Here is a 25,637-nt window from a genome sequence, read left to right as displayed (position 1 = left end):
GGGGGCTGCGACGGGGTCCGCGGGCGGGGTCTGCGGGCGGGGTCTGCGGGCGGGGTCTGCGGCGGCCGACGCGTGCCTGGCCGGCCGTCGGCCGCCGGCGCCACGTCCCGACGTGTCCTCCCCCGCCGAGGGACTTGACGAAAAACTGGCCTTCGTCCACACATCCATCGCCGCACCCCGCGTGTCTGAGGAAACAGCGGCACTTCCATGTGGCCGCACTGCAGGGGTATTTGGAGTATCCACTTTGAAAATCGGCATCAAAGGCATCAGGGGTATCAAGGGCATCCGGCGCGCTTCCGCCGTGGCCGTCACCACCGGAGCCGTCCTGACCGCCGGAGCGTTCGGCTCCCAGGCGCAGGCCGCCAGCCTCCCGGCGCCCAGCATCACCGCCCCCGGCGGCTTCGTGATGAACAACGGCACCGGCTCGACGCTGTTCGCCAAGGCCGCGGACACCCGCCGGTCCACCGGTTCCACCACCAAGGTCATGACGGCCCGGGTGGTGCTGGCCCAGAAGAACCTCAATCTGGATTCCAAGGTCACGATCCAGAAGGCGTACAGCGACTACATCGTCAAAAACAACTGGGCCTCGTCGGCCCGCCTGATCGTCGGCGACAAGGTGACGGTCCGTCAGCTGCTCTACGGGCTGATGCTCCCGTCCGGCTGCGACGCCGCCTACGCGCTGGCCGACAAGTTCGGCGTCGGCTCGACCCGCGACGCCCGGGTGAAGTCGTTCATCGGCCAGATGAACACCACCGCCAAGAGCCTGGGCATGAAGAACACCCACTTCGACTCGTTCGACGGGATAGGGCGCGGCACCAACTACTCGACGCCGCGCGACCTGACCAAGCTCGCCGGCAACGCGATGAAGTTCTCCACCTTCCGCACCGTCGTGGGCACCCAGTCCACCAAGCAGAAGGTCACGACGAGCAACGGCGGCTACCGCTACATGTCGTGGACCAACACCAACAACCTGCTCAGCAGCTACAAGGGCACCATCGGCGTGAAGACCGGTTCGGGCCCGGAGGCCAAGTACTGCCTGGTCTTCGCCGCCACCCGCGGCGGCAAGACCGTCATCGGCACGGTGCTCGCCTCCTCGAACCTGGCCAACCGCACCGCGGACGCCAAGAAGCTCATGGACTACGCGTTCAAGAAGTAACGGGCCTCGGGGGACGTTCGTGAGGTGACGGGCGACCGCCGGCAACCAGGAGCGCCCTCACCCGGCGCTCCTCCCCGGAGGCCCACACACCCCACGTGCCCCAGGGCATGCACAAGGGCCCGTCCGCAACCGTGAATCCACGGCCGCGGACGGGCCCTTCGCAATCAATCGACCTCGGCCCGGCGTCTCAGCCTCGGCCGGCGGCTCAGCTCTCGGCCGGCTTCGTGCCCCGGTGCAGCGCCACGATCCCGCCGGTCAGATTGCGCCAGGCGACCTCGGTCCAGCCCACGCCCTGGAGCCGGGCGGCCAGCTCGGGCTGGTTGGGCCAGGTGCGGATCGACTCCGCGAGGTAGACGTACGCGTCCGGGTTGCTGCTGACCGCACGGGCGACCGGCGGCAGCGCCCGCATCAGGTACTCGGTGTAGACGGTCCGGAACGGCGCCCAGGTCGGCTCGCTGAACTCGCAGATCACCACCCGCCCACCGGGCTTGGTGACGCGGTACAGCTCGGCGAGCGCGGCATCGGTGTCCTGGATGTTCCGCAGCCCGAAGGAGATCGTGACCGCGTCGAACACCCCGTCCGCGAACGGCAGCCGGGTCCCGTCCCCCGCCGCGAACGGCAGCCACGGGTGCCGCTTCTTGCCCTCCCGCAGCATCCCGACCGAGAAGTCGCACGGCACGACGTAGGCCCCGGCCCGCGCGAACGGAAGCGAGGAGGTGCCGGTCCCGGCCGCGAGGTCGAGCACCCGCTCGGCGGGCCGCGCGGCCACCGCACGGTCCACCTCCTTGCGCCAGAGCCGCGCCTGGCCCAGCGAGAGCACGTCGTTGGTGAGGTCGTACCGTGCCGCCACGTCGTCGAACATCGCGGCGACTTCGTGCGGCTGCTTGTCCAGGGATGCTCGGGTCACCCGGCCATTGTCCACCGTGCGGGACCGGGGCCCGGCACCGGGCGGCTGGTCGGGGACGGCCGTCATGCCCCCCTCTGGCATTCCGGGCGGTCCAGCGGTGCACACGGCACCGCGGGCGGCCGGGCGACGACCGTCCCCGCGACCATGATCCTTCCGGCCTGAACGTCCCCTTCCGCTTCCGTTGACACCGCCCTGACGTGCGAACGGCCCGCCCTGACGCGTTCTTGACGCCGCACGCCCGCACTCCTCCCGCTCGCCCCCCTCCCGGCAGGAGGCGGCGCGCAGCGGAGGACGTCGCAGGTCAGCGGCGGCGGTGGACCAGGCGGCCGGCGAGGACGGTGGCCAGGCAGCTGCCGTCCGGGGCGAAGACGGCGAAGTCGGCGGGGGCGCCGGGGGCGCCGGGGGCGAGGACGCGCCGGGCCCCTGGGCTCGTCCGGTCGGTCTCCTGGAGGCCGGAGCGGTGGACCGCGGTGCGGACCGCGGGGCGGGTGAACGGGCCGGTGAGCGAGGTGGTCCCGGCGGCCAGCAGGCGCTGGAGGCCGCGCCGGGCGCTGGCGCCCCAGCGGGTCTCGGTCAGGGGAAGGGCGGCCAGCGCCGCGCCGGTCAGCGGCTCGGTGCCCAGTTCGGCGGCCTCGCGCGGATCGGGGTGGTAGGCGGCCTCCAACAGCGCCGCGCCGTCCGGTTCGTGGCGGCCGGGGGTCAGCGTCCCGTCCCACTCCCGGACCCGGGCCCGCCCGCCGGGGGAGCCCTCCGTGCCGTAGGCCGCCAGCAGTTCCTCGTACGGGCCGACGGCGGCCAGCCGGTCGCCGTCGACGACCACCGCGTACCCGGGGAGCGGCTCGGCGTCCTCGGCCGCGGTGAGCCGGACGGCCCGTACTCGGTGGAGCGTCAGCATGGGTTTCCCGTGGCGGGTTGCGGGGGCGAGGCGTTGCGGTGCGGGGTGACGGCGGCGGGGCGTTGAGGTGGCCGGCGTCGGGAGGGCCGGCGGTCCGGGCGGCGGGGTGGCCGCCCGGAGGCGTCCCGTCGGTCGGACGCGTCAGTCGGCGTCGACGAGCTTCAGTTCCGGGTGGGCGGTGCCGCCCTCGATGGCCGTCGAGGAGAGGTGCGAGACGACGCGCTCGTCGACCGGGTCGTCGGCCGGGTCGTCGTGCACGGCCAGGTGCTCGTACGTCGTCGCGCGCTGCGCCGGGACCCGGCCCGCCTTGCGGATCAGGTCGATGATCTCCTGGCGGTTGGAGCGGTGCTTGGCGCCGGCCGAGGAGACCACGTTCTCCTCCAGCATGATCGAGCCGAGGTCGTCCGCGCCGTAGTGCAGCGACAGCTGGCCGATCTCCTTGCCGGTGGTCAGCCAGGAGCCCTGGATGTGGGCGACGTTGTCGAGGAAGATCCGCGCGATGGCGATCATGCGCAGGTACTCGAAGATGGTGGCCTGCGTCCGGCCCTTGAGGTGGTTGTTCTCGGGCTGGTAGGTGTACGGGATGAAGGCGCGGAAGCCGCCCGTCCGGTCCTGGACGTCGCGGATCATCCGCAGGTGCTCGATGCGCTCGGCGTTGGTCTCACCGGTGCCCATCAGCATCGTGGACGTCGACTCCACGCCCAGCCGGTGGGCGATCTCCATGATCTCCAGCCAGCGCTCGCCGGACTCCTTCAGCGGCGCGATGGCCTTGCGGGGGCGCGCGGGGAGGAGCTCGGCGCCGGCGCCGGCGAAGGAGTCCAGGCCCGCGGCGTGGATGCGCTGGATCGCCTCCTCGACGCTCACGCCGGAGATCCGGGCCATGTGCTCGACCTCGGACGCGCCGAGGGAGTGGATGACCAGCTGCGGGAAGTCCTTCTTGATGGCCGCGAAGTGCTTCTCGTAGTACTCGACGCCGTAGTCCGGGTGGTGGCCGCCCTGGAACATGATCTGGGTGCCGCCCAGTTCGACGGTCTCCGCGCAGCGCCGCAGGATGTCGTCGAGGTCGCGGGTCCAGCCCTTGGCGGTGTCCTTGGGCGCGGCGTAGAAGGCGCAGAACTTGCAGGCCGTCACGCAGACGTTGGTGTAGTTGATGTTGCGCTCGATGATGTACGTCGCGATGTGCTCCGTACCGGCGTAGCGACGGCGGCGGACGGCGTCGGCGGCCTGGCCCAGCGCGTGCAGCGGCGCGGAGCGGTAGAGGTCGAGCGCCTCCTCCGGGGTGATGCGGCCGCCCTGCGCGGCGCGGTCGAGTACGGACTGGAGGTCGGCGTTCTCGGTCACCGGGGCGTCCCTTTCGGAGGCTGGCAGGCGGACTGGCAATTCGGATCGAAGGCCTGAACCAGCCTACGCCAGGGCTCTGACAGCGGTGCTGGCGGCCGGTCCGAGGGCGGCGCCGCCCTCTCAGCCGCCGCCCTTCGTCAGGGTCGCGCCCGGGGTGCCGCCCCGTTTGTCGTCGGAGGCGAAGGTGAGCGTGCCGTCCTTGCCGAGGGTGTACGTCACGATGGAGGTGTTGCCCGTGCAGCCGGGCCCCTGGTTGCCGTCCGGGCTCTCCCGGAGCACCAGTTCGCCGTCGGTGGCGGACACCAGCTTCGCCTTGGAATGACAGCGCACCAGCACCGCGTCATAGAGCGTCCGCACGACGAACTCGCCCTTGGCGCCTGCCTTGATGGTGCTGCTCATGGTGCCGTTGGGGATGCCGCTGGCCATGGTGACGGGGCCGTTCCAGGTGCCGAGGAAGCCGCTCGGGACGCGGCCGGCGCCCTGGTCCGGTGCGGAGGGCCCGGCCGGCGGGCGGTGGTCGGACGGCGGCTCGGCGGCGGCGCCGCCGCCCTCCGGCCCCTTGAACACGGAGAAGACCACCGCGGTGGTGGTGGCGACCGCCAGCGCGCCGGCCACCGAGAGCACCAGGGTGCAGCTCATCCGCCGGGACCGGTCCTTGCCGCCGAGCGCACCGGTGACCGCGATCCGCCGTTCCTCGGAGGCGGCGGCCGGGGACGGGGCGGCGCCGGTCGGCAGATCGGCGAGGCCGGGCGGGTGCGGGGACGCGGGTGCGGACGGCGGCGGGGGCGTGGGGTGCGGGGCGCCGGCCACCGGCCAGGCGGCCGGCGGCGGGCCGGGCGGCGGCACGGGTCCCGCGGCGGCGGGCGAGCCGGCCGCCGCCGCCCCGGCCCCCGTGGCCGTCCCCGTACGCGCACGCGTCGGCGCCCCGGGTCCGCCGTGCTGCGCCCGGCTGTCGAAGGGGATCAGCCCGGAGACCGTCCCGGACGCCGTCCCCACCCCGGCCCCGTACGACGGGTCCGGCGGCCCGAACTGCCCACCGCCCGTTGCCGTTCCGCCCACCGGCCCGGCGGCACCCGGAACGGCGGCGCCCGGACCGAAGGGGGCGGAGCCCTCGGGGGCGGCGACACCGGCCGCACCGGCCCCCTGAGCCCCGGCGTCCCCGCCGGCCGCGTCCCCCGCGTCGAGGTCCAGCAGCGCCACCGCCTGCCGGCTGACCTGCTCGACCAGGGAGCCGGGCAGCCATCCGGCCCGCACCAGCGCGGCCGCGCCGCCGCTGCCCCCGCCCGCGAGCCGCGCCGCGACCGCCTCCGGGGTGGGCCGCCGGGCCGGCTCCTTGGCCAGGCAGTCGGCCACCAACTCGCGCAGCCCGCCGGTGAGTTCCGGGCCCAGTTCGGGTTCCTCGTGCACCACCTTGTAGAGCAGCGCGGCGGACGAGTCCCCGGGGAACGGGCCGGTCCCGGTGGCCGCGAACGCCAGTACCGCTCCCAGGGAGAAGACGTCGGCGGCCGCCTCCGCACCGTTGCCGACGATCTGCTCGGGCGCCATGTAGCCGGGCGAGCCGATCGACACCCCGGTGGAGGTCAGCGAGACGGTGCCGTCCGTGGCCCGGGCGATCCCGAAGTCGATCAGCCGGGGCCCGTCGAGCGTCAGCAGCACGTTGGAGGGCTTGACGTCCCGGTGGACGAGCCCCAGCGCGTGGACCGCGGTGAGCGCCTCGGCCAGGCCGGCGCCCAGGGCCCGTACGGAGTGGTCGGCGAGCGGGCCGTGGTCGGCGACGGCGCCTGCCAGGGAGGGGCCGGCCACGTAACCGGTGGCGACCCAGGGGACGGCGGCGTCGGGGTCGGCGTCCAGGACGGGCGCGGTCCAGGCGCCGCCGACCCGTCGCGCCGAGGCGACCTCGCGCCGGAAGCGGGCCCGGAACTGCTCGTCGGCGGCGTACTGGGCGTGCACGGCCTTCACCGCCACGGTGCGCCCGCCGGCGCTGCGCCCCAGATAGACGCGGCCCATGCCGCCCGCCCCCAGGCGGCCGAGCAGCCGGTATCCGCCCAGGACCCGTGGGTCGTCCGCGGCCAACGGTTCCATGGCGCCTCCCCCTGCTGACGGCGGCCCCCAGCTTATGACCCAGGTCATGCCGGACTCCCGAAACCCGGTGCCCCGCTTTCCGCATCAAACAGGGCGCAAGCCGACCATCCGCCCGCCCGGCCCCGGCCCAGGGCCCGTCCATCGGGAGACCGCTCGTGCATCACACCCCCGGGGACCGCCCGTACGACCCGCGCCGGGAGTACCGCAGCGGCCGACGCGGCCTCATCGGCCGTTCCCGCACGGGCCGTTCACGGGGCGGGCGGCCGGTCGCCCGCCCCCGGTGGCGGATGTCCTTCCTCACCGGCCTGGTGGCCGTCGTCGGCCTCTGCGTCTACCCGACCGTCAAGTACCTGGACGTGCTGAACGACACCGGCCGACCGATGTCGTTCAGCCGGGCCCTGCCCGACGGCGTCCCGGGCCCGGCGCCGGCGGTCGCGGTGGACCCGGCCGTCCGGATGCCGGCCGGTCCGCAGGCCGCCTTCCGTACGGCCGCGACGCTCGGCGACGGCACGAGGATCGGCGTCACCACGCTGCGCGGCAGGAAGTCCGGCTTCACCGGGGAGGTCTGGGTCTGGGCGCCGAAGGAGTACTACGAGGACCGCTACCGGAACAGCGCCTTCCCCGTCCTGATCGCCCTGCCCGGCAGCTACGGCTACCCCGCCAACTACTGGAGCCGCACCGAACTCAGCCTCCAGCGCACCGTCACCGACCTGGCGGCCCTGGGCCGCGGCAGGCCGTTCATCGTCGCGATGCCGGTCCTCAACGCGGACGCCCGGCACTACTACGACGGCAGCGACATCCCCGGGCAGCCGAGGATGGGCACCTGGATGTCCGACGACGTGCCCGACCTGGTCAGGGCCAATTTCCGGACCTTCGCCTCCCGGGACGGATGGGCGTTCATGGGGTCCTCGTCCGGTGGCTTCGTCGCCCTGAAGCAGGTGCTGGCGCACCCCGACCGCTTCAAGGCGGTGATCGCCAGCGGTCCGGACACCCGCCCGGACTCGCCCCTGTGGCGGGGCCACGAGGCGGAGATGCGGGCCAACGACCCGGGGCGTCTGGCGGAGCGCCTGGCGGCCCGTCCCGGCGGCCCGGAGGTCTTCCTCCAGTTCCAGATAGGCACCCAGGAGCGCGGCCGGGCCGGCCTGGAGCGCTTCATCGAGCGGTACGCCAAGGGGCCGGTCCATGCCCACCTGCACGTCATCGAGGACGGCGGCCACAACGCGCGCAGCTATGTCCGCGGGATGCGGGACGCGAGCCTGGAGGCCATCAGCCGGGTCCTGCGCGGCCCGACGCCGGCGCCGTAGCCGGGCCGGGGCCGCGACCGCCCGCGGGGCGGCCGCGGGCCCCTCGCAGCCGCCCCGCGGCGCGGGCTACCGCCCGTTCGCCAGCAGCTCGACGGCCACATCGGCGGGGAAGCCGGTCGTCGGCCCCACCCGCCGGGCGAACTCGGTGACGCCGCGCAGCTGGTCCGGCCCGAACCGGAAGTCCAGCGTGGTGAAGTACCGCTCCAGCACCTCCTCGTCGAAGTGCTCCCATCGGGCGGCCTGCTCGGCGACCTTGCCGACCTCCTCCAGCGACAGGTCCCGCGAGGCCAGGAACGCCTCGTGCACCTTGTGGACGACGTCGGGCTCGCGCTCCAGGTAGTCGCGCCGGGCCGCCCAGACGGCGAAGACGAACGGCAGCCCCGTCCAGTCCTTCCACATCCGGCCCAGGTCGTGGACTTCCAGGCCGAGCTTGGGGGCGTCGTGCAGATTGGCGCGGAGCGCGGCGTCGCCGATCAGCACCGCCGCGTCGGCCTCCTGCATCATCAGCCCGAGGTCCGGCGGGCAGATGAAGTAGTCGGGCCGCACGCCGATCTTCTCGGCGAGCAGCAGCTGCGCGAGCCGGACGGAGGTGCGGGACGTCGACCCCAGGGCGACCCGGGCGCCGTCCAGCAGCTCCAGCGGCTTCTGCGAGACGATCACGCAGGACATGACCGGGCCGTCGCAACCGACCGCGAGGTCGGGGAAGGCGACGAGGTCGTCGGCGGCGCGCAGGAATTCGACGAGCGTGATCGGCGCGATGTCGAGTTCGCCGCGCACCAGCCGCTCGCTGAGCTTCTCCGGGGTGTCCTTGGTGAGGTCCAGGTCGAGGAGGGTGCCCGTACGGGCCAGGCCCCAGTAAAGGGGCAGGCAGTTCAGGAACTGGATGTGGCCCACTCGCGGCCGGCTGCGACGGTGGTCTGCGTCGGCTCCCGCGGGTGCGTCTGCGAAGGTTGAATTGTCCACATGCGGAGGCTAGACCCGTCGCTTCCGGCGGCGGACGCCGGGGCCGGGTGTGGCCTTTCCTCCGCGCGGCCAAACGTGATCTTCGGCTCTTCCACCTCCGGAGCGCACCATGCTAGGCTCAGGCCAAGTTGCAGTTTGGTTTCCCTTGCAGTACAGAGCCTGCGGAGCATGTGACCGCAGGCTTTTGTAGTTTTCAGACTCCTTTGCAGGTTCTGGAGCAGGGCAACCCTTTGGCCCAAGGAGGGCTCATGGCTACCGGAACCGTCAAGTGGTTCAACGCTGAAAAGGGCTTCGGCTTCATCGCCCAGGACGGCGGCGGCCCGGACGTCTTCGTCCACTACTCCGCGATCAACGCCGCTGGTTTCCGTTCGCTGGAGGAGAACCAGCAGGTCACCTTCGACGTCACCCAGGGCCCGAAGGGCCCGCAGGCGGAGAACGTCACCCCGGTCTGAGCTAGCCGCTCCGACCCCTCTCCACCAGGTCGATAAGCAGTACCCAAGGAGCCCCGCTCCGCCTTCGGGCGGAGAGTGGGGCTCCTGCCTTTTGTGCCGCCTTTCCCGCACCCGGCCGCCGCCCGCTTTCCCGCACGGCCCCCGCTTCCCCCGCCTCCGCCGTGCCGGGAAATGAATACCAGGTGAATACCGGCCGCCGCGCGACCGCGGAACGGCACCCCGCGGCGGACCCCACCACCCGACGCCACCCCCGCGCCGGTCCGACCTCCGGGGCTTCATCGGCGATCGCTCTCAGCTGAAACGGAATGCAGAATTCCCCACAGCGGGAACGCCCGGGAAATCCCCTGCCCGAAAAGGCCGCATTACGGATTTCCGCGATTTCCCGCCCCGGAAAACCCCTTCCGCATTCCCGCCGGGGCACCACCGCCGGCGCCGCGAGCGGCCCTGGCCTGCGGCCTCCCCGCCCCGCGGGCCCCAGCGGAGCCCGGGCAACGGCAACGGTTTCCCCAATTCTTCCGCGCCCGAAAAAACCGGCCCAACGGTCGGCATCGAGCCCCCGCGCCCGCCGATTGCGGCGCCGGTCGCCCTGATCACGGAAAGTGGTCGCACGGCCACATGGCAGGTTCTACGGTGGGCAGAATGAGCGACAGCATGCCCCCGCAGAAGCCCTGCCCGGACTGCGGCGGCGCGGGCACCGTCGAGTGGGAGACCCCTGGCGGCCACAAGGTCACCACGCAGTGCTCCGGCTGTGCCGGCACCGGAACCGTCCTGGCATAGAGGAGGGAGACCATGGCGGCCTTCAGCAGAAGCGGCAAGCCGGTCGGCCTGGACGCCCAGTACGTCGGCAGGCTTCCGTGCGCCGCCTGCGGGTTGCGGCCGATGAAGCTGCCCGGCCGGGAGGGCGGCGTGTGCATTCCCTGCTACGCGGAGGAGCGGACGGCGGCGGGGCGGCGGGCCGCGTCGGCCGGCGCGTGGGTCGCGGCGAGCTTCGTCGGCGACCCGTGCCTGGCCTGCGGTTCGGACTCCGTGGACGCCAACGGCTGGGCGTTCTGGTGCAACTCCTGCCAGATGCAGACCGCGGTGGCGCTGCCGCCCCGGTGAGAGGGCCGGCGGCCCGCCAGGAGGGCAGGCAGGTCCCGTGCCACCTCCCCCACAGAGGTGACACGGGGTTCCAGTTTGACGCGCGGAGGGCTACGGCGACAGAGCCGGGCGTCTTCCTTTCGTAAAGGCGTGCCGCCTCACGGGCGCGCGGCGCCCCGCGGCCGCACGGCGGCGCCCCGAGGGCGAGGCCACCAGGCCCGCACGGCCGGAGGCCGGGCCGCCCCAGCCCCCACCGGGGCCACAACCGCCCCTCGAAGCGCGACGCGACCCCTCAGTCCCCCGCGGACCACCGTTCGCCGTCCATCAGGCGGTCCAGTCCCGCCCAGGCGAAGTTCATCAGCGTGGCGGCGGCCTCCCTGGCCGTGGGCCGGCCGTGCTCGCCCGAGGGGCGGGAGGCCGAAGTGCCGTCGGCCGTACCGGCGTTGGCCCAATCGGCGAGCGATTCCGCGGCGCCGACGAGGGCGTGCGCCAGGCCCGCCACCTCGCGGTCGGCCAGCTCGCCGGCGCAGCCCGCCTCCTTCGCGGCGACGGCGATCAGACCGGTCACGAACCGCACGATCTCCGCGCGCATGGCGGCCACTTCGGCCGCGAACGGCTCCCCCTGCGCCCGCGCCTGCTGATGCAGCACCGCCCAGCCGTCGGGGTGTTCGGCGGTGTGCGCGAAGAAGCCGGTCAGCCCGCTCCAGAGCTGCCGGTCGACGGCGGCCTCGGCCTCCACGGCCGCGGTCACGGCCGCCACCAGGGCGGCCGACTCACGCCGGATGACGGCGCTGAAGAGGTCCTCCTTCGAGTTGAGGTAGAGGTAGACCAACGGCTTGGAGACGCCGGCCAGTTCGGCGATCTCGTCCATGGAGGCCGCCCGGTACCCGCGCCGCGCGAACGTCCGCACCGCGGCGTCCATCATCTGCTGCTCCCGGATCGCCCGCGGCACCCGCTTGCTCTTGGCAGCTCCCACCCTTTTTGAGGCCCCTCCCATTTCCCGCCCCCTTCACGGCATTTACCGCGGAGTAAGTTTACGATCTCCGTCTTCCGCGACCTTGGTCGGTTGACGCTCTCCGGACATGGCGAGACGATACGGTTCGTCAAGCACGTCCGTCGTGCCCGCCGTCGCAGGCGGCGGGCCACGCACCCGGGAGGTCCCCGTGCCGCAACCGGCACCGCAGCAGCAGACACCAGCCGGCATCGAGGAGCGCTTCGTCGACGTCGCTCCCGGGATCCGGCTGTGGACCGAGCAGCGCGGCCCCGCCGACGCGCCCCCGCTGCTGCTGGTCATGGGCGCGCAGGCCACCGGCGTCGGCTGGCCCGAGCCGCTGGTGGACGCGCTGGCCGCGCACCACCGGGTGATCCGCTACGACCACCGGGACACCGGGCGCTCCACCTGGCCGTTCGAGGAGCGGCCGTACCCGATCGCGGATCTCGCGACCGATGTGGTCGCGGTGCTGGACGGGCTCGGCCTCGACCGCGCGCACCTCGTCGGGATGTCGCTGGGCGGCATGCTGACGCAGATGGTGCTCGCCGACCGGCCGGAGCGGCTGCTCAGCGCCACCGTGATCGGCACCGGTGCGCTGAGCACCGCCCCGTACACCCGGCCCGACGGCGGCATCGTCCCGGTGGCGGAGCTGCCGGGCATCGCGCCCGAGGTGCTGGAGATGTGGGCGCGGCCGGTGGAGGACCACGGCGAGGAGGCCGAGATCGCGCGCCGGATCGCGCACTGGCGGGTCCTCGCCGGCGGCCGGCTGCCGTTCGACGAGGCGTACCACCGCGAGCTGGAGCGCCGGGTCATCGCGCACACCGGGCACTACCGCGTCGGCACCGCCCACGGGCGCGCCGACGACAGCGGGATGCTCCGCACCGAGGAGCTGGCGCGGAACGCGGTGCCGGTGCTGGTGGTCTGCGCACCGGCCGAGCCGGTGTTCCCGCCGCCGCACCCGCAGCACCTCGCGCAGGCGATCGGGGGCGCGCACCTGGTGGAGGTCCCGGGGATGGGCCATGCGCTGCCGCCGGAGGTCCACGGACCGCTGGCCGACGCGATCCTGGCCCACACCGGAGCGCGCGCGGAGCCCCGCCGGGAGGAGCAGTAGGCAGGCGGGTACGACAGCGCCCCCGCGGCCCGTTCTCCTCGGGCTGCGGGGGCGCTGCGGCGCGCGCAGGGGATCGGGCCCGTGCGCGCCGGTGGCCGTCAGGCCGCGACCGGTGCCGGCTCCCGCTCGGCGGCCGGCCGGGCGGCCTCGGCGGGGGTGTCACCGATGCTGATGCTGGTGGCGTGGGCGTACGCCTCGCGGTCCAGGATCTTCTCGCGGGCGGAGACCAGGATCGGGATGACCGACTGGCCGGCGACGTTGGTGGCGGTGCGCATCATGTCCACGATCGGGTCGATGGCCATGAGGAGGCCGACGCCCTCCAGGGGGAGGCCCAGCGTCGAGAGGGTCAGGGTCAGCATGACCGTGGAGCCGGTGAGGCCGGCGGTGGCGGCGGAGCCGATGACCGAGACGAAGACGATCAGGACGTAGTCGGTGATGTTCAGGTGGACGCCGAAGATCTGGGCGATGAAGATCGCGGCGATCGCCGGGTAGATCGAGGCGCAGCCGTCCATCTTGGTCGTCGAGCCGAACGGCACCGCGAAGGAGGCGTACTCCTTCGGCACGCCGAGGCGCTCGGTGACCTTCTGGGTGACCGGCATGGTGCCGACCGAGGAGCGGGAGACGAAGGCCAGCTGGATGGCGGGCCAGGCGCCGCGGAAGAACTGCAGCGGGTTGACCTTGGCGACGCTCCAGAGCAGCAGCGGGTAGACGCCGAAGAGGACCAGCGCGCAGCCGACGTAGATGTCGACGGTGAAGGTCGCGTACTTGCCGATGAGGTTCCAGCCGTACGTGGCGATGGCGTTGCCGATGAGGCCGACGGTGCCGATCGGGGCGAGGCGGATGACCCACCACAGGGCCTTCTGGAGGAGTTCCAGGGCGGAGCGGCTGATCTTGAGGACCGGTTCGGCCTTGTCGCCGAGCTGAAGCGCGGCGATGCCGGCGACGGCCGCGATGAAGACGATCTGCAGGACGTTGAGCTCGGTGAACGGCGTGATGACGTCGGTGGGGACGATGCCGGTGATGAAGTCGATCCAGGAGCCGGTGTGCTGGGGGAGCTTGCCGTCCTTGGGGGTCAGGCCGGTGCCCGCGCCGGGGTTGCTCAGCAGGCCGATCGCCAGGCCGATCGCGACCGCGATGAGCGAGGTGACCATGAACCACAGCAGGGTGCGGGTGGCCAGCCGGGCGGCGTTGTTGACCTGCCGCAGATTGGTGATCGAGACCAGGATCGCGAAGAAGACCAGCGGGGCGACGGCCAGCTTCAGCAGCTGGACGAAGAGGTCGCCGATGTGCTGGAGGGTGGTGCCGAGCCAGCCGACGTCACCGCTCTTGGCGACCCAGCCGAGCAGGACGCCGACGACGAGGCCGGCCAGGATCTGCACCCAGAACGGGATCTTGGGTATGCGGGAGGTCTTCGGGGTCTGGGGCGCCTCGGCGGGCGCGGAAGTCTGGGCAGACGTGGACAACGGACACACTCCGGTGACGGGAAGACGTGAGGACGCGGTGCGTCGGGACGGCGTGGACGGGCGCCAGGAGGTCCGTACGAACGGGCAGGATCTCCGGCCGCTGGGGGATCAGTCAGCGGCGGCAACAGGCCGCGGACAGACAGCGGCAAAGATCGACGTGCAGGCGCACCACGAGCGGGACGCTCATGGGAGTCGAGGGCGCAGCTGCTGTCTTCATGCCAAACACGTTAACACTTGAACTTTGAGGAACCCAAAGAAAATCTTTGAGTCGGGATCCGGCTCGACGAACCGTCACGGAGCGGGCGGGAACGCGCAAAACGGCGCCCGGTCCGGGGAGTTGGAACTCCGCGGACCGGGCGCCGGAAGAAGGGGAGGGCCGGACGGCGCGCCGACGTGACGCGTCTTACAGTCCGGGGAAGGCGGCGGACGGGCCTAAAGGCCGTCCTCCATGCTCTGGTTGGCGGCGAGGCGCTCCTTCTGGCGGTCCACCTTGGCCACGATCTGCTCGGACATCGCGTCCCGCTGCCTGCGCAGCAGCACGAAGCTGAGCGGCGCGGAGACGACGATGGCGAGCAGCAGCATCCAGACGGTGTTGGAGTTGCCGACGCCGAGCGGGATGATCCGGAAGTACGCCAGCACCCACACCACGGCGAAGCAGCCCGCGAACAGGCCGATGCGAAGGGCGGTGTAGCGGAGCGTGGCGAACTGGTGGCTACTCACGGTCGGGACCTTCTTCTCAACGGCAACCGAAAGGGTCTGCCTTCCAGTCAAGCACAGCGCGCCCGGTGATCTTTAGGACCCCCGGCCCGCGGGCGCATCAGTCCAGGTCCAGCCACATCGTGAGGTCGTCGCGGAAGTCGCCGTCGGCGAGCTTGATCGCGCGCGGGGCGCGGCCGATCTCGCGGTAGCCGCAGGAGGCGTAGAAGCGGTCCAGGCCGGTGCCGCCGCGACAGGTGAGGCGGAGGCCGATGATCCCGTCGACGGAGCGGGCGGCGTCGGCGACCGCGGCCATCAGGGCGCGGCCGACACCGCGGCCCTGGAGGGCGGGGTGGACCATGACGGTGTAGACCCACAGCCAGTGGGTGGACATCCGGTGCCGGTTGAAGGTGAGGAACGCGGTGGCCGCGACGCGGCCGTCGGCGTCCCGGCCGATGAGCAGGCGCTCGCGGCCCTCGGCGAGGGCCGCGAGGTGGCGGAGGAAGTCGGGGCGGACATCCTCGGGGGTCACGGGCGGCACGAAGCCGACCGCGCCGCCCGCGTTGGCGACGTCCGCCCACAACGCGCGGATCCCGTCCCCGACTTCAGGGGTGAGGGCGGGGTCCGGCTCGAAGCGCAGGCTCATGGAGCGGACCCTACCGGGGGCCCGGCGGGGCCGGGCCCGGCGTCAGAGCCGCATCGCCTGCGGGGTCTCCCGGCGCTCCGCGTCGGGGCCGGGGTACTCGCGGATGGTCTCGTAGCGGGTGTTGCGCTCGACGGGGCGGAAGCCGGCGTCGCGGATCAGCTCCAGCAGGTCGTCGCGGGTGAGCTTGTTCGGCGTGCCGTAGTTGTCCGCGTCGTGGGTGATCTTGTACTCGACGACCGAGCCGTCCATGTCGTCGGCGCCGTGCTGGAGGGCGAGCTGGGCGGTCTGCACGCCGTGCATCACCCAGAACACCTTGACGTGCGGGACGTTGTCGAAGAGCAGCCGGGAGACCGCGAAGGTCTTCAGGGCCTCGGCGCCGGTGGCCATCGTGGTCCGCGCCTGGAGCTTGTTGCGGATCTTGCCGTCCTGCATGTCCACGAAGTCGTGCTGGTACCGCAGCGGGATGAAGACCTGGAAGCCGCCGGTCTCGTCCTGGAGCTCGCGCAGCCGCAGGACGTGGTCCACGCGGTGGCGGGGCTCCTCGATGTGCCCGTAGAGCATGGTGCAGGGCGTCTTCAGGCCCTTCTCATGGGCGAGGCGGTGGATCCGCGACCAGTCCTCCCAGTGGGTGGCGTGGTCGACGATGTGCTGACGGACCTCCCAGTCGAAGATCTCGGCGCCGCCGCCGGTCAGCGACTCCAGGCCGGCGTCGATCAGTTCGTCGAGGATCTCGGAGGCGGACAGGCCGGAGATGGTCTCGAAGTGGTGGATCTCGGTGGCGGTGAACGCCTTGAGGGAGACGTTCGGCAGCGCCTGCTTCAACTCCCGCAGCGAGCGCGGGTAGTAGCGCCACGGCAGGGTCGGGTGCAGGCCGTTGACGATGTGCAGCTCGGTGAGGTTGTCGTTCTCCATCGCCTTGGCGAGGCGGACGGCCTCCTCGATGCGCATCGTGTACGCGTCCTTCTCGCCCGGCTTGCGCTGGAACGAGCAGTACGCGCAGGACGCGGTGCACACGTTCGTCATGTTGAGGTGGCGGTTGACGTTGAAGTGGACGACGTCGCCGTTCTTACGGGTCCGCACCTCGTGCGCGAGGCCGCCCAGCCAGGCCAGGTCGTCGGACTCGTAGAGGGCGATCCCGTCCTCGCGGGTCAGCCGCTCCCCGGCGTGGACCTTCTCCTCCAGCTCGCGCTTGAGGCCCGCATCCATCGACGCCGCCATCGGGTCGCCTCCCACCATCTCTGTGTGTCACCGGCCGTCTCCCGTGAAACGCCGGCCGTTTCCTGCGAAAAACGGGCTTGGTCGAGCCTACTCCCCCGGTCCCGCGGCGGGCGGAGGCCCCTGGGGAGCCGCCCCGACCCCCGCCCGCCGCCGGTGCCACCGGGGTCAGTCGACCTCTTCGGGGAGCTCGCCGACGCGGTTCTCCCACTTGGTGGAGAGCACGATCGTGGTCCGCGTACGGGAGACGCCCTTGGTGCCGGACAGCCGCCGGATGGTGCGCTCCAGCCCGTCCACGTCGCCGACCCGGACCTTGAGCATGTAGGAGTCGTCGCCGGCGATGAACCAGCAGTCCTCGATCTCGGCGAGGTCCTTGAGCCGGCGGGCGACGTCCTCGTGGTCGGCGGCGTCCGAGAGGGAGATGCCGACCAGGGCCGTGACGCCGAGCCCGAGCTGGGCGGCGTCGACCGTCGCCCGGTAGCCGGTGATCACTCCGGCCGCTTCGAGGCGGTTGATCCGGTCCGTGACGCTGGGGCCGGAGAGGCCGACGAGCCGGCCGAGTTCCGCGTAGGAGGCCCTGCCGTTCTCACGAAGTGCCTGGATGAGCTGCCTATCCACCGCGTCCATGCCCTCAAGCCTTCCAATCTTTCCGCTTTTCCGCGTTCTGCATGTAGAATCTAAGGCATACAGGGCTCCCGCCCTGTGATTCATTTAGAATGATCAAGGACGATCTTTCAACAGGAGTTGTCACCGTGTACTCGATCGAGATGGCCTACGCCCGCATGCGTGAGATGCAGGACCAGGCCAATCGTTCTCGTGCCGCCCAGCAGTCCGCCACCTCGCGGACCCGGCGCCGCCTCGGCCGCGCCGCCGCCAAGAAGCGCTAACGAGCTTCGGGGGCCTCCCCCTTGGAGCCGCCCCCCAGCTCCCCTTCCCACCGCCGGTACAGCCCGTGCGGCACCTGTGCCGCATCGAGCACCCGGCCCGCGACGAAGTCCACCAGATCCTGGATGTGCGTCGCACCCGCGTAGAACGCCGGAGAGGCGGGCAGCACCACGGCGCCCGCCTCGTCCAGCGCCACCAGATGCTTCAGGGTCGCCCCGTTCAGCGGGGTCTCCCGCACCGCGACGACCAGCGGCCGCCGCTCCTTGAGCGTCACGCTCGCCACCCGCTGGAGCAGGTCCTTCGACAGCCCCAGCGCCACCCCCGCCACGCACGCCGTGCTCGCCGGGACGATCAGCATCCCCTTGGCCGGATACGACCCCGACGACGGTCCCGCCGCCAGGTCCCCGGCCGGCCAGTGCCGCACCCGCGCCAGCATCTCCTCGGTCACCCGGAAGGTGTCCGGCTTGCCGTCCGCGCCGCGCGCCAGCCACTCCCGCAGGTCGCTGCGCCAGTGCGCGTCGCGGAAGGCGATCCCGGTCTCGTCCAGCAGGGTCAACCGCGACGCCCGGCTGACGACGAGGTCCACCGCCTCCCCGGCCGCGAGCAGTCCGCGCAGCACGGACGCGGCGAACGGCGTCCCGGACGCGCCGGAGATTCCCACGACCCACGGGCGGCGGCCCGGGTCCTGCTTGCTGGTGTTGTTGTGCGGCGGCTCCACGGATCGAGCCTATCCGGCGGAACCACCAGGGCCGTCACGACCGTTACTACCGTTGCGCCGGTACGCCGCCGGACGCGCCGAAACGTTGACGTGACAGACGACGAAGGGGCGGGAGATGACACCGCGGACCGCACGGGCCAGGCCCGCGCTCCTGCTGATGCTGGGCTGGGTAGCGCTGCTCTGGGTCCTGGAGGGCATCGACACCGTCAGCGGGAACGCGCTCGACACCTTCGGCATCCAGCCGCGCGAGCCCGCCGAGCTGCTCGACGTGGTGCCCGCCGCCTTCCTCCACTTCGGCTTCGGCCATCTCGCGGCCAACACCCTCCCGCTGCTGGTGCTCGGCTTCGTCGCCGCGCTGCGCAGCGGCATCCGCCGGTTCCTCGCCGCGGCCCTGCTGATCATCCTCGTCAGCGGTCTGGGCGTCTGGCTGACCGCCGCCCCGCACAGCAACACCGCGGGCGCCTCCGGGGTGGTCTTCGGGCTCTTCGGCTATCTCCTCGTGCGCGGCTTCATCGAGCGCAAGGCGCTGGACATCGGGATCGGGGTGGGCGTCGGCCTGGTCTACGGCTCGATCCTGTGGGGCGCGCTGCCCACCGACAGCGGGATCAGCTGGCAGGGCCATCTGTTCGGGCTGGTCGGCGGGGTGCTGGCGGCGTTCGTGCTGCGCGGGCGGGGGCAGGCGGCGCGGACGGCCGGCGCCGTTGTCAGACCCGTCCCGTAATCTCGGCTGCGTCGTCCCGGTCCGGCCTTGGCGCCCGGACCGGCGGCCCCGGCCGGGCCCCGCCCCGGCAGGCCCGGCGCGCCGCGCCGGCACGGCACCACGGCGCTGCGGATACGGGGGAGTGCACCATGTCGGACCACCACCAGCCGGGATACGGCCCGCCCTCCGGCTGGCAGCAGCCCCCTCCCCCGCCCGCCGGCTACGGCTACCCCGCCGGCCCCGGCTACGGCTACGGCGTCCAGCCGCCGCAGGGTCCTTCGAGGGCCCCGGCGATGTGGGCCCACCTCGGCACGCTGCTGACCATCACCGCCGGCTCGATGTTCTGCGGCCTGGGCGGGTTCCTGGGCTGGATCGCCCCGCTGGCGATCCGCAACGACGGGCGCCGCCGGCACGATCCCTACCTCCGCCACCACGCCACCCAGGCGCTGAACTTCGGCATCACCCAGGCGATCGTCGCGGCGTTCGGCATGGTGCTCTACTTCGGCAGCGCGCTCGCCTTCGCGGCGGCCGACCACCGCAGCGACGACAGCGAGCCCCCTCCGGGGCTGGTCGTGCCGCTGGCGACCGTCGCGCTGGTCATGGCGGCCTACGCGATATCCGGCGTCGTCTGCGCCGTCGTCGCCACGGTCAAGGCGAACAAGGGCGAGCTGTGGAACTATCCGCGGCTGATCGCCTGGCCGCTCAGCAAGGGCTGAGCGGCCAGGCGCCGGGACGTCAGACCGTCAGGCCGCGGACGAACAGGTCCAGCAGCGCGCAGACGAACAGCGCGATCCCGATGAAGCTGTTGACCTGGAAGAAGGCCCGGTTGAGCCGCGAGGTGTCGTGCGGGCGCACGATCGCGTGCTCGTAGCAGAAGGCCACCGCCACGATCGCCAGCCCGATCCAGAAGAAGACGCCGGCGCCGATGGCGACGCCGTACCACGCCAGCAGCGCGGTCGTGGCGACATGGCACCAGCGGGCGCCCCAGAGCGCGCCCGGCACGCCGAAGCGGGCCGGTACGGACATCACGCCGTTGTGGCGGTCCGCCTCCACGTCCTGGCAGGCGTAGATCAGGTCGAAGCCGCCGATCCAGATGCCGACGGCCAGGCCGAGGATCACCGGCTCCCAGGACCAGGCACCGGTGATCGCGATCCAGGCGCCGACCGGGGCCATCGCCTGGGCGAGGCCGAGGATCGCGTGCGGGAAGTTGGTGAAGCGCTTGCCGTAGGGATAGACCACCATCGGCACCACCGCGACCGGCGCCAGCGCCAGGCACAGCGGATTGAGCAGCGCGGCAGCGCCCAGGAAGACCACCACGGCGATCAGCGCGCCGGTCCAGGCGGACTTCACCGACACCGCGCCGGTGACCAGTTCCCGCCCGGCGGTGCGCGGGTTACGGGCGTCGATCTCCCGGTCGATGATGCGGTTGACGGCCATCGCGAAGGTGCGCAGACCGACCATGGCGACGGTGACGAGCAGCAGCCGGAGCCAGTGGACGTGCCCGTCCAGCCGGCGCATGGCGGTGAACGCGGCGATGTAGGCGAAGGGCAGCGCGAAGACCGAGTGCTCGATGACCACGAGCCGGAGGAAGGCCCGCGTCCTGCCCGGCTGCGGTACCGCGGCGGCGGAGGCGCTCATGCCGCGGCCTCGCTACGCTCGGCCCCGCATGCGCGCGACGCGCACCTCTCGATGATTCGCTCGCCAAGCTCACTCATGCCGCAGCCTCGCTGCCCTCGGCCCCGCATGCGCACGGCGCGCACCTCTCGATGTTCTGCTCGCCAGGCTCGCTCACAGCCCGTACTCCTTCCAACGCTTGGTCACCCGCTCGGCGATCCGCGGGTCCGACTCGACCATGTCGGGCCAGCCCCCGTCGCGGGTGTAGCCCTCCTCGGGCCACTTCTCGGTGGCGTCGATGCCCGCCTTCCCGCCCCAGAACTGCTGGTAGGAGGCATGGTCGAGATGGTCGACGGGCCCTTCGACGACGGTCAGGTCGCGGGCGTAGTCGGTGTTGCCCAGCGCCCGCCAGGAGACCTCGTGGAGGTCGTGCACATCGCAGTCCGCGTCCACCACCACGATCAGCTTCGTCAGCGACATCATGTGGGCGCCCCAGATGGCGTGCATGACCTTCTGGGCGTGCTTGGGGTACTTCTTGTCGATCGAGACGATCGCGCAGTTGTGGAAGCCGCCGGACTCGGGGAGGTGGTAGTCCACGATGTCCGGGACGATGATCTTCAGGAGCGGGAGGAAGAACCGCTCGGTGGCCCGGCCCAGCGGCCCGTCCTCGGTCGGCGGCCGGCCCACGACGATCGACTGGAGCAGCGGGCGGCGCCGCATCGTGACGCAGTCGATCTTCAGCGCGGGGAACGGCTCCTGCGGCGTGTAGAAGCCGGTGTGGTCGCCGAACGGGCCCTCCGGCAGCATCTCGCCGGGCTCCAGCCAGCCCTCGATGACGACCTCGGCGTTGGCCGGGACCTGGAGCGGGACGGTCTTGCAGTCCACCATCTCGATCCGCTTGCCCTGGAGGAAGCCGGCGAAGAGGTACTCGTCGATGTCGCCGGGGAGCGGCGCGGTGGAGGCGTAGGTCACCGCCGGCGGGCAGCCGAAGGCGATCGCGACCGGGAGCCGCTCGCCGCGCTTGGCGGCGACCTGGTAGTGGTTGCGGCTGTCCTTGTGGATCTGCCAGTGCATCCCGATGGTGCGCTTGTCGTGGCGCTGGAGGCGGTAGAGGCCGAGGTTGCGGACGCCGGTCTCGGGGTGCTTGGTGTGCGTCAGCCCGAGGTTGAAGAAGGAACCGCCGTCCTTGGGCCAGGTGAACAGCGCGGGCAGCTGCTCCAGGTCGACGTCGTCGCCGGTGAGCACGACCTCCTGGACGGGCGCCTCGCCCTTGATCTTCCTCGGGGGGACGTGCGTCATGTTGGCGAGCTTGCCGAACGCCTCGCGCACGCCGACGAAGCCGTGCGGCAGTTCGGGCTTGAGCAGCCCGCCGATCTTCGCGCTGATCTCCTCGTACGAGGAGAGGCCGAGCGCCTTCAGGAGGCGGCGGTCGGTGCCGTAGACGTTCATGGCCAGCGGCATCGAGGAGCCCTTGACGTTCTCGAAGAGCAGCGCCGGCCCGCCGGCCTTCTGCACCCGGTCCACGATCTCGCCGACCTCCAGGTACGGGTCGACCTCGGCCTTGATGCGCGTCAGGTCACCCTCGCGCTCCAGGGCCCGCAGCAGGGAGCGAAGATCGTCGTAAGCCATGCGCTCCAGTATCCGGTACGCACTACCCTGTACGGGTCACGGGGCCCCGGCGCGGGCCCGCCCACGCGCGCAGGGGGACCGTCCGCAATGCTCAGGTATCTGCCGTTCCTACTGGTGCTGGCGCTGTGGGTCTATGCCTTCATCGACTGCCTCAACACCCCGGAGTCGCAGGTCCGCGGGCTGCCGAAGGTGGTGTGGGTGCTGATCATCCTGCTGTTCGGCGAGGTGCTGATCGGGCCGATCGCCTGGCTGGCGGCGGGCAAGCAGCGGCAGCCGGCCGCCGGCGGCGGGGGCGGCACGCCCTCCGAACGGCACCGCAACCGCAGCACCAAGTGGGTGGCGCCGGACGACAACCCGGAGTTCCTGCGGTCGCTGCGCGAGGAGAACAAGAAGGACGAGTCGCTGCTGATGGACTGGGAGGCCGATCTGCGGCGCCGCGAGGAGGAGCTGCGGCGCAAGCAGACCGGGGCCGCCGAGGGCGGGACCGGCACGGCCGGCTCCGACGGCGAGGGGAAGAGCGGCCGCAAGGGCCCCGAGGAGACCCCGCCCGCCGCGTCCTGACCGCCTTGCACCTCCCGTCCGGCCCCGTGGACGTTGCCGCGGCCGAAGGGGACGGGAAGAGTGGCCGGCATGGACCAGGCACCGGATCAGGACCGGACGCGGGAGCGGGGGCAGGACCGCGACGCCGCCCGCCGCGACGGCCGCACCGGCGACCGCGAGGAGCCGTCCGGGCGCCCGAACCACGTCCAGGAGCAGGCCCGCGCCATGCTGGCGACGGCGGTCGCCGAGGCCCGTGCGAGCCTGGCCGAGGGCGGCATCCCCGTCGGGGCGGCGCTCTACGGCCCGGACGGCGCGCTGCTGGGGCGCGGCCGCAACCGCCGTGTGCAGGACGGCGATCCGTCGCTGCACGCCGAGGTCGCGGCGTTCCGGGCGGCCGGGCGGCGGCGCGGCTACCGGGGCACGACGCTGGTCACCACGCTCTCGCCGTGCTGGCTGTGCAGCGGGCTGGTCCGCCAGTTCGGGATCTCCCGGGTCGTCATCGGCGAGGCCCGGACCTTCCACGGCGGCCACGACTGGCTGGCCCGGCACGGGGTGCACATCGTGCTGCTGGACGACCCCGGGTGCGCGGCGATGATGCGCGACTTCATCGGCGCGCGGCCGGAGTTGTGGCAGGAGGACACCGGCGGCTTCTAGGGCGTCGCACCCGCCTCGTCCGCCCCGAGGGCGGGCCGGCAGACGGAAGTCCCCGGACAGGCCCCGGGCTCCGGCCGGCGCCGTCCGAACGCCCGCCGGGGGCGGGGCGGGCTGACGCGTAATCCGGTGGCCCGCGGCGCCCGGCCTCGGCAGGATGCCGTCATGAGCACCCGCACCACCGCCTCCCCAGAACCGACCTGCCGTATCCGGGCGCTGCACACCGCCGACACCGTCACCGTCTACCAGGCGTACGCGCCGGCCCTGGGCCTGCCCGCCGCGCGGGACGGCCGCTTCCCCGCCGCCTGGAAGCGCGACCGGATGACGTGGATCAAGCCGTCGTTCCTGTGGATGATGTACCGCTGCGGCTGGGCCACCAAGGCCGACCAGGAGACGGTCCTGGCCGTCGAGATCACCCGTGAGGGCTTCGACCGGGCGCTGCGCCAGGCCTGCCTGTCGCACTACGTCCCCGGGCTGCACCCCGACCACGCCGCCTGGCAGCGCGCGCTGCGCGGCGCCCCGGCCCGGGTCCAGTGGGACCCCGAGCGCGATCTGCACCTGAAGCCGCTCCCCCACCGCTCCCTCCAACTCGGGCTGTCCGGCACCCTGGTCAGGGCGTACGCGGACGAGTGGACGGTGGCCATCCGCGACGTGACGCCGCTGGCCCGGAAGATCCACGCGTTGGTGCGCGCGGGCGAGAGCCGGGCCGCCCACGCGCTGCTCCCCGACGAACGGCCGTACCCCGCACCGGAGACGGCCCTGGCCCATCTGCGGTGACCGCCTCCTCGACGGCCGCGGGGGCAGCGCCGCGAGGAGCCCCTACCCGGCAGCCGGGGGAACTCCGGGCGTAAGCCGCGTGTCCTTGTCAATCGCCGCAAAGGCGTAGCCGGGGTGGTGCGCGAGTTGCCGCACACTGAGTCACGTGACGTATGAGGCGTAGGGTAGATCGGTCAACTCTGGGCTGTTCACGGCCAATTGACACACCGTTCAGCAACCAACCCCTGCCCGCGAAACTGCGCCACCGCCACAGTCGGGGAGGTCCACCGAGGGCCTACGCGACTCAGGGAGAGTGGCACATATGCCGAATATGACCCGACGCAGACTCCTCGGCTCGGCGGCCGGGGCGATCGGCGGCACCGCCGCGCTGTCACTGCTGCCGCCCAGCGTCCAGAAGGCCGTCGCAGCCGGCCCCCCGCGACACGGCTCACTGCGCGACATCGAACACGTCGTCCTGCTGATGCAGGAGAACCGCTCGTTCGACCACTACTTCGGCACCCTGCGCGGCGTCCGCGGCTTCAACGACCCGCGCGCGCGTCTGCTCTCTACCGGCCGCTCCGTCTTCCACCAGCCGGACGCCGAGAACCCCGACGGCTATCTGCTGCCGTTCCGCCTCGACACCCGCACCACCAGCGCCCAGGCCATCCCGTCCACCAGCCACGCCTGGTCGGTCCAGCACGAGGCGTGGAACGGCGGCAGGATGGACCGCTGGCTGCCCGCGCACCGCAAGGCCGACGGCGTCAACGGCCCGTACGTGATGGGCTACCACACCCGCGAGGACATCCCCTTCCAGTTCGCCCTCGCCGAGGCGTTCACCCTCTGCGACAACTACTTCTGCTCGGTCTTCGGGCCCACCTGGCCCAACCGGCTGTACTGGATGACGGGCACCCTCGACCCGAGCGGCACCCACGGCGGCCCGATCCTCAACAACACCGCACCCAAGCCCTACCGCTGGACGACGTACGCGGAGCGGCTCCAGGCGGCCGGCATCAGCTGGCAGGTGTACCAGGAGGAGGACAACTACGGCTGCAACCTGCTGGAGCAGTTCCAGACCTTCCGGGACGCCAAACCGGGCAGCGCGCTGTACGAGCGGGGGATGCGGCGGCGGCCGGCCGGCTCCTTCGAGGACGACGCACGGGCCGACCGGCTGCCGGCGGTCTCCTGGCTGATCCCCACCAGCCACCAGTCGGAGCACCCGGACTACCTGCCGGCCGCCGGCGCCGACTACGTGGCCAAGAAGATCGAGGCGGTCGCCTCGAACCCCAAGGTGTGGGCGAAGACCGCCTTCATCCTGAACTACGACGAGAACGACGGCCTCTTCGACCACGTGGCACCGCCGGTGGCACCGGCCGGGACCAAGGACGAGTTCGTCCAGGGGCTGCCGATCGGGGCCGGCTTCCGGGTGCCCTGCATGATCATCTCGCCCTGGACGGTGGGTGGTTGGGCGGCCGGCGACGCCTTCGACCACACCTCGGTGCTCCAGTTCCTGGAGCGGTTCACGGGCGTGACGGAGCCCAACATCAGCGACTGGCGGCGGGCCACGTTCGGCGACCTCACCTCGGCGTTCGGCTTCCGCTCCGCCGCGCACCGCGCACCGCGGCTGCCGCGGGACACCGCCCGGCAACTGGCCGAGGCCCAGTGGGAGGTGGCGCACCTGCCGAAGCCGACACTGCCGGGGGCGGACCAGAAGCCGCCGCGGCAGGAGCACGGCGGCCGCAAGCGCCGCTGACCCGGCGGCCGCCGGCGCCGGCCGGGCCGCGCCGCATGCGCAGATGACGACGGTGCCGCACGGACGGCCTCGGGGTGAGGCCGTCCGTACGG

General features: G+C 72.3%; 27 protein-coding genes. 13 read left to right on the top strand and 14 right to left on the bottom strand.

Translation table 11 applies throughout. The features are described from left to right. The first annotated feature begins 301 nt into the window (after window positions 1-301). Window positions 302-1,156 (top strand): serine hydrolase, encoded by an 855-nt coding sequence (locus ACIQE0_RS12540; RefSeq protein WP_366336209.1) that lies wholly within the window; start codon window positions 302-304, stop codon window positions 1,154-1,156. A gap of 205 nt (window positions 1,157-1,361) precedes the next feature. Here ACIQE0_RS12540 and ACIQE0_RS12535 read toward each other — a convergent pair whose 3' ends face one another. The 4 genes from ACIQE0_RS12535 to ACIQE0_RS12520 all read right to left on the bottom strand — a co-directional run bounded on the left by ACIQE0_RS12535 (window position 1,362) and on the right by ACIQE0_RS12520 (window position 6,381). Next, window positions 1,362-2,063, bottom strand: a complete 702-nt coding sequence (locus ACIQE0_RS12535) for a demethylmenaquinone methyltransferase (protein ID WP_366336207.1) — start codon at window positions 2,061-2,063, stop codon at window positions 1,362-1,364. Window positions 2,064-2,364: 301 nt separating this feature from the next. Then, complete coding sequence (locus ACIQE0_RS12530) at window positions 2,365-2,958, bottom strand: imidazolonepropionase-like domain-containing protein (protein ID WP_402331140.1); 594 nt, start codon at window positions 2,956-2,958, stop codon at window positions 2,365-2,367. Window positions 2,959-3,099: 141 nt separating this feature from the next. Continuing rightward, window positions 3,100-4,299, bottom strand: a complete 1,200-nt coding sequence (gene mqnC / locus ACIQE0_RS12525; RefSeq protein WP_366336204.1) for a cyclic dehypoxanthinyl futalosine synthase — start codon at window positions 4,297-4,299, stop codon at window positions 3,100-3,102. A gap of 120 nt (window positions 4,300-4,419) precedes the next feature. Further along, on the bottom strand, window positions 4,420-6,381 hold the full coding sequence (locus ACIQE0_RS12520; protein ID WP_402331139.1) for a serine/threonine-protein kinase: 1,962 nt from the start codon (window positions 6,379-6,381) through the stop codon (window positions 4,420-4,422). A gap of 155 nt (window positions 6,382-6,536) precedes the next feature. Here ACIQE0_RS12520 and ACIQE0_RS12515 point away from each other — a divergent pair, with 155 nt between their 5' ends. Next, complete coding sequence (locus ACIQE0_RS12515; RefSeq protein WP_402331137.1) at window positions 6,537-7,685, top strand: alpha/beta hydrolase; 1,149 nt, start codon at window positions 6,537-6,539, stop codon at window positions 7,683-7,685. A 66-nt stretch (window positions 7,686-7,751) separates the two neighbouring features. Here ACIQE0_RS12515 and ACIQE0_RS12510 read toward each other — a convergent pair whose 3' ends face one another. Then, window positions 7,752-8,648 carry a menaquinone biosynthetic enzyme MqnA/MqnD family protein gene (locus ACIQE0_RS12510; protein WP_402331135.1) on the bottom strand — a complete coding sequence of 299 codons (897 nt, stop codon included), beginning with the start codon at window positions 8,646-8,648 and terminating at the stop codon, window positions 7,752-7,754. Between the two features lie 248 nt (window positions 8,649-8,896). Here ACIQE0_RS12510 and ACIQE0_RS12505 point away from each other — a divergent pair, with 248 nt between their 5' ends. From ACIQE0_RS12505 to ACIQE0_RS12495, 3 genes are all read left to right on the top strand, one after another. Continuing rightward, on the top strand, window positions 8,897-9,100 hold the full coding sequence (locus ACIQE0_RS12505; protein WP_366336196.1) for a cold-shock protein: 204 nt from the start codon (window positions 8,897-8,899) through the stop codon (window positions 9,098-9,100). 639 nt (window positions 9,101-9,739) lie between these two features. Continuing rightward, window positions 9,740-9,877: a hypothetical protein gene (locus tag ACIQE0_RS12500; protein WP_248013013.1), complete on the top strand. Its 138-nt coding sequence runs from the start codon at window positions 9,740-9,742 to the stop codon at window positions 9,875-9,877. A 12-nt stretch (window positions 9,878-9,889) separates the two neighbouring features. Next, window positions 9,890-10,201, top strand: a complete 312-nt coding sequence (locus ACIQE0_RS12495; protein ID WP_366336194.1) for a hypothetical protein — start codon at window positions 9,890-9,892, stop codon at window positions 10,199-10,201. Window positions 10,202-10,472: 271 nt separating this feature from the next. Here the strand turns inward: ACIQE0_RS12495 and ACIQE0_RS12490 are convergent, their stop codons facing one another. Next, window positions 10,473-11,156 carry a TetR/AcrR family transcriptional regulator gene (locus tag ACIQE0_RS12490; RefSeq protein ID WP_402331132.1) on the bottom strand — a complete coding sequence of 228 codons (684 nt, stop codon included), beginning with the start codon at window positions 11,154-11,156 and terminating at the stop codon, window positions 10,473-10,475. Between the two features lie 187 nt (window positions 11,157-11,343). Between ACIQE0_RS12490 and ACIQE0_RS12485 the strand changes: the two genes are divergently transcribed. Beyond that, on the top strand, window positions 11,344-12,282 hold the full coding sequence (locus ACIQE0_RS12485; RefSeq protein WP_402331130.1) for an alpha/beta fold hydrolase: 939 nt from the start codon (window positions 11,344-11,346) through the stop codon (window positions 12,280-12,282). A gap of 98 nt (window positions 12,283-12,380) precedes the next feature. Here the strand turns inward: ACIQE0_RS12485 and ACIQE0_RS12480 are convergent, their stop codons facing one another. The 5 genes from ACIQE0_RS12480 to ACIQE0_RS12460 form a co-directional block, all read right to left on the bottom strand. Beyond that, a complete protein-coding gene (locus ACIQE0_RS12480) occupies window positions 12,381-13,745 on the bottom strand; it encodes a dicarboxylate/amino acid:cation symporter (RefSeq protein WP_366336188.1) in 1,365 nt (454 codons plus the stop codon). Window positions 13,746-14,177: 432 nt separating this feature from the next. Next, complete coding sequence (locus tag ACIQE0_RS12475) at window positions 14,178-14,465, bottom strand: DUF4229 domain-containing protein (protein ID WP_366336186.1); 288 nt, start codon at window positions 14,463-14,465, stop codon at window positions 14,178-14,180. Window positions 14,466-14,562: 97 nt separating this feature from the next. Continuing rightward, entirely contained in the window at window positions 14,563-15,087 is a 525-nt protein-coding gene (locus ACIQE0_RS12470) for a GNAT family N-acetyltransferase (protein WP_366336184.1), read from the bottom strand. Window positions 15,088-15,129: 42 nt separating this feature from the next. Further along, window positions 15,130-16,293: an aminofutalosine synthase MqnE gene (gene mqnE / locus ACIQE0_RS12465; RefSeq protein WP_366336246.1), complete on the bottom strand. Its 1,164-nt coding sequence runs from the start codon at window positions 16,291-16,293 to the stop codon at window positions 15,130-15,132. 177 nt (window positions 16,294-16,470) lie between these two features. Next, window positions 16,471-16,929: an Lrp/AsnC family transcriptional regulator gene (locus ACIQE0_RS12460; protein WP_366336182.1), complete on the bottom strand. Its 459-nt coding sequence runs from the start codon at window positions 16,927-16,929 to the stop codon at window positions 16,471-16,473. A 125-nt stretch (window positions 16,930-17,054) separates the two neighbouring features. Here ACIQE0_RS12460 and ACIQE0_RS12455 point away from each other — a divergent pair, with 125 nt between their 5' ends. After that, window positions 17,055-17,189 carry a hypothetical protein gene (locus tag ACIQE0_RS12455; RefSeq protein WP_366336180.1) on the top strand — a complete coding sequence of 45 codons (135 nt, stop codon included), beginning with the start codon at window positions 17,055-17,057 and terminating at the stop codon, window positions 17,187-17,189. Here ACIQE0_RS12455 and ACIQE0_RS12450 read toward each other — a convergent pair. Beyond that, window positions 17,186-17,905: a UbiX family flavin prenyltransferase gene (locus tag ACIQE0_RS12450; protein WP_402331127.1), complete on the bottom strand. Its 720-nt coding sequence runs from the start codon at window positions 17,903-17,905 to the stop codon at window positions 17,186-17,188. The two genes, ACIQE0_RS12455 and ACIQE0_RS12450, sit on opposite strands and share 4 nt — an antisense overlap. 115 nt (window positions 17,906-18,020) lie before the next feature. Between ACIQE0_RS12450 and ACIQE0_RS12445 the strand changes: the two genes are divergently transcribed. Further along, complete coding sequence (locus tag ACIQE0_RS12445; RefSeq protein WP_366336176.1) at window positions 18,021-18,626, top strand: rhomboid family intramembrane serine protease; 606 nt, start codon at window positions 18,021-18,023, stop codon at window positions 18,624-18,626. A gap of 128 nt (window positions 18,627-18,754) precedes the next feature. Beyond that, complete coding sequence (locus tag ACIQE0_RS12440) at window positions 18,755-19,321, top strand: DUF4870 domain-containing protein (protein ID WP_402331125.1); 567 nt, start codon at window positions 18,755-18,757, stop codon at window positions 19,319-19,321. Window positions 19,322-19,340: 19 nt separating this feature from the next. Here ACIQE0_RS12440 and mqnP read toward each other — a convergent pair whose 3' ends face one another. Then, a complete protein-coding gene (gene mqnP / locus ACIQE0_RS12435) occupies window positions 19,341-20,243 on the bottom strand; it encodes a menaquinone biosynthesis prenyltransferase MqnP (RefSeq protein WP_402331124.1) in 903 nt (300 codons plus the stop codon). Between the two features lie 150 nt (window positions 20,244-20,393). Beyond that, window positions 20,394-21,848 (bottom strand): menaquinone biosynthesis decarboxylase, encoded by a 1,455-nt coding sequence (locus ACIQE0_RS12430; protein WP_366336170.1) that lies wholly within the window; start codon window positions 21,846-21,848, stop codon window positions 20,394-20,396. 87 nt (window positions 21,849-21,935) lie between these two features. Here ACIQE0_RS12430 and ACIQE0_RS12425 point away from each other — a divergent pair, with 87 nt between their 5' ends. The 4 genes from ACIQE0_RS12425 to ACIQE0_RS12410 all read left to right on the top strand — a co-directional run bounded on the left by ACIQE0_RS12425 (window position 21,936) and on the right by ACIQE0_RS12410 (window position 25,545). Beyond that, window positions 21,936-22,409 carry a PLD nuclease N-terminal domain-containing protein gene (locus ACIQE0_RS12425; protein WP_402331122.1) on the top strand — a complete coding sequence of 158 codons (474 nt, stop codon included), beginning with the start codon at window positions 21,936-21,938 and terminating at the stop codon, window positions 22,407-22,409. Window positions 22,410-22,478: 69 nt separating this feature from the next. After that, window positions 22,479-23,042, top strand: coding sequence for a nucleoside deaminase (locus ACIQE0_RS12420; protein WP_402331121.1), 564 nt, complete (start codon window positions 22,479-22,481; stop codon window positions 23,040-23,042). A gap of 162 nt (window positions 23,043-23,204) precedes the next feature. Then, the gene (locus ACIQE0_RS12415) at window positions 23,205-23,816 is read left to right on the top strand and encodes a DUF4291 domain-containing protein (protein ID WP_366336164.1); all 612 of its coding nucleotides are present in this window, start codon (window positions 23,205-23,207) and stop codon (window positions 23,814-23,816) included. A 301-nt stretch (window positions 23,817-24,117) separates the two neighbouring features. Next, on the top strand, window positions 24,118-25,545 hold the full coding sequence (locus ACIQE0_RS12410; RefSeq protein WP_366336162.1) for an alkaline phosphatase family protein: 1,428 nt from the start codon (window positions 24,118-24,120) through the stop codon (window positions 25,543-25,545). The last annotated feature ends 92 nt before the right edge of the window (window positions 25,546-25,637 follow it).

Origin of the sequence: Streptomyces sp. NPDC093097, from assembly GCF_044754325.1 — a bacterium.
In the GTDB taxonomy this organism is placed as follows: domain Bacteria; phylum Actinomycetota; class Actinomycetes; order Streptomycetales; family Streptomycetaceae; genus Streptomyces.
The sequence above is the reverse complement of the archived record's forward strand: the minus strand, read 5'-3'. Positions and strand labels throughout refer to the sequence as shown.

Coding starts and splice junctions, on each gene's coding strand:
- ACIQE0_RS12530 (WP_402331140.1), bottom strand. CDS start 2,958: ATGCTGACGCTCCACCGAGTACGGGCCGTCCGGCTCACCGCGGCCGAG.
- ACIQE0_RS12520 (WP_402331139.1), bottom strand. CDS start 6,381: ATGGAACCGTTGGCCGCGGACGACCCACGGGTCCTGGGCGGATACCGG.
- ACIQE0_RS12505 (WP_366336196.1), top strand. CDS start 8,897: ATGGCTACCGGAACCGTCAAGTGGTTCAACGCTGAAAAGGGCTTCGGC.
- ACIQE0_RS12500 (WP_248013013.1), top strand. CDS start 9,740: ATGAGCGACAGCATGCCCCCGCAGAAGCCCTGCCCGGACTGCGGCGGC.
- ACIQE0_RS12495 (WP_366336194.1), top strand. CDS start 9,890: ATGGCGGCCTTCAGCAGAAGCGGCAAGCCGGTCGGCCTGGACGCCCAG.
- ACIQE0_RS12470 (WP_366336184.1), bottom strand. CDS start 15,087: ATGAGCCTGCGCTTCGAGCCGGACCCCGCCCTCACCCCTGAAGTCGGG.
- mqnE (WP_366336246.1), bottom strand. CDS start 16,293: ATGGATGCGGGCCTCAAGCGCGAGCTGGAGGAGAAGGTCCACGCCGGG.
- ACIQE0_RS12460 (WP_366336182.1), bottom strand. CDS start 16,929: ATGGACGCGGTGGATAGGCAGCTCATCCAGGCACTTCGTGAGAACGGC.
- ACIQE0_RS12445 (WP_366336176.1), top strand. CDS start 18,021: ATGACACCGCGGACCGCACGGGCCAGGCCCGCGCTCCTGCTGATGCTG.
- ACIQE0_RS12440 (WP_402331125.1), top strand. CDS start 18,755: ATGTCGGACCACCACCAGCCGGGATACGGCCCGCCCTCCGGCTGGCAG.
- mqnP (WP_402331124.1), bottom strand. CDS start 20,243: ATGAGCGCCTCCGCCGCCGCGGTACCGCAGCCGGGCAGGACGCGGGCC.
- ACIQE0_RS12430 (WP_366336170.1), bottom strand. CDS start 21,848: ATGGCTTACGACGATCTTCGCTCCCTGCTGCGGGCCCTGGAGCGCGAG.
- ACIQE0_RS12425 (WP_402331122.1), top strand. CDS start 21,936: ATGCTCAGGTATCTGCCGTTCCTACTGGTGCTGGCGCTGTGGGTCTAT.
- ACIQE0_RS12420 (WP_402331121.1), top strand. CDS start 22,479: ATGGACCAGGCACCGGATCAGGACCGGACGCGGGAGCGGGGGCAGGAC.
- ACIQE0_RS12415 (WP_366336164.1), top strand. CDS start 23,205: ATGAGCACCCGCACCACCGCCTCCCCAGAACCGACCTGCCGTATCCGG.
- ACIQE0_RS12410 (WP_366336162.1), top strand. CDS start 24,118: ATGCCGAATATGACCCGACGCAGACTCCTCGGCTCGGCGGCCGGGGCG.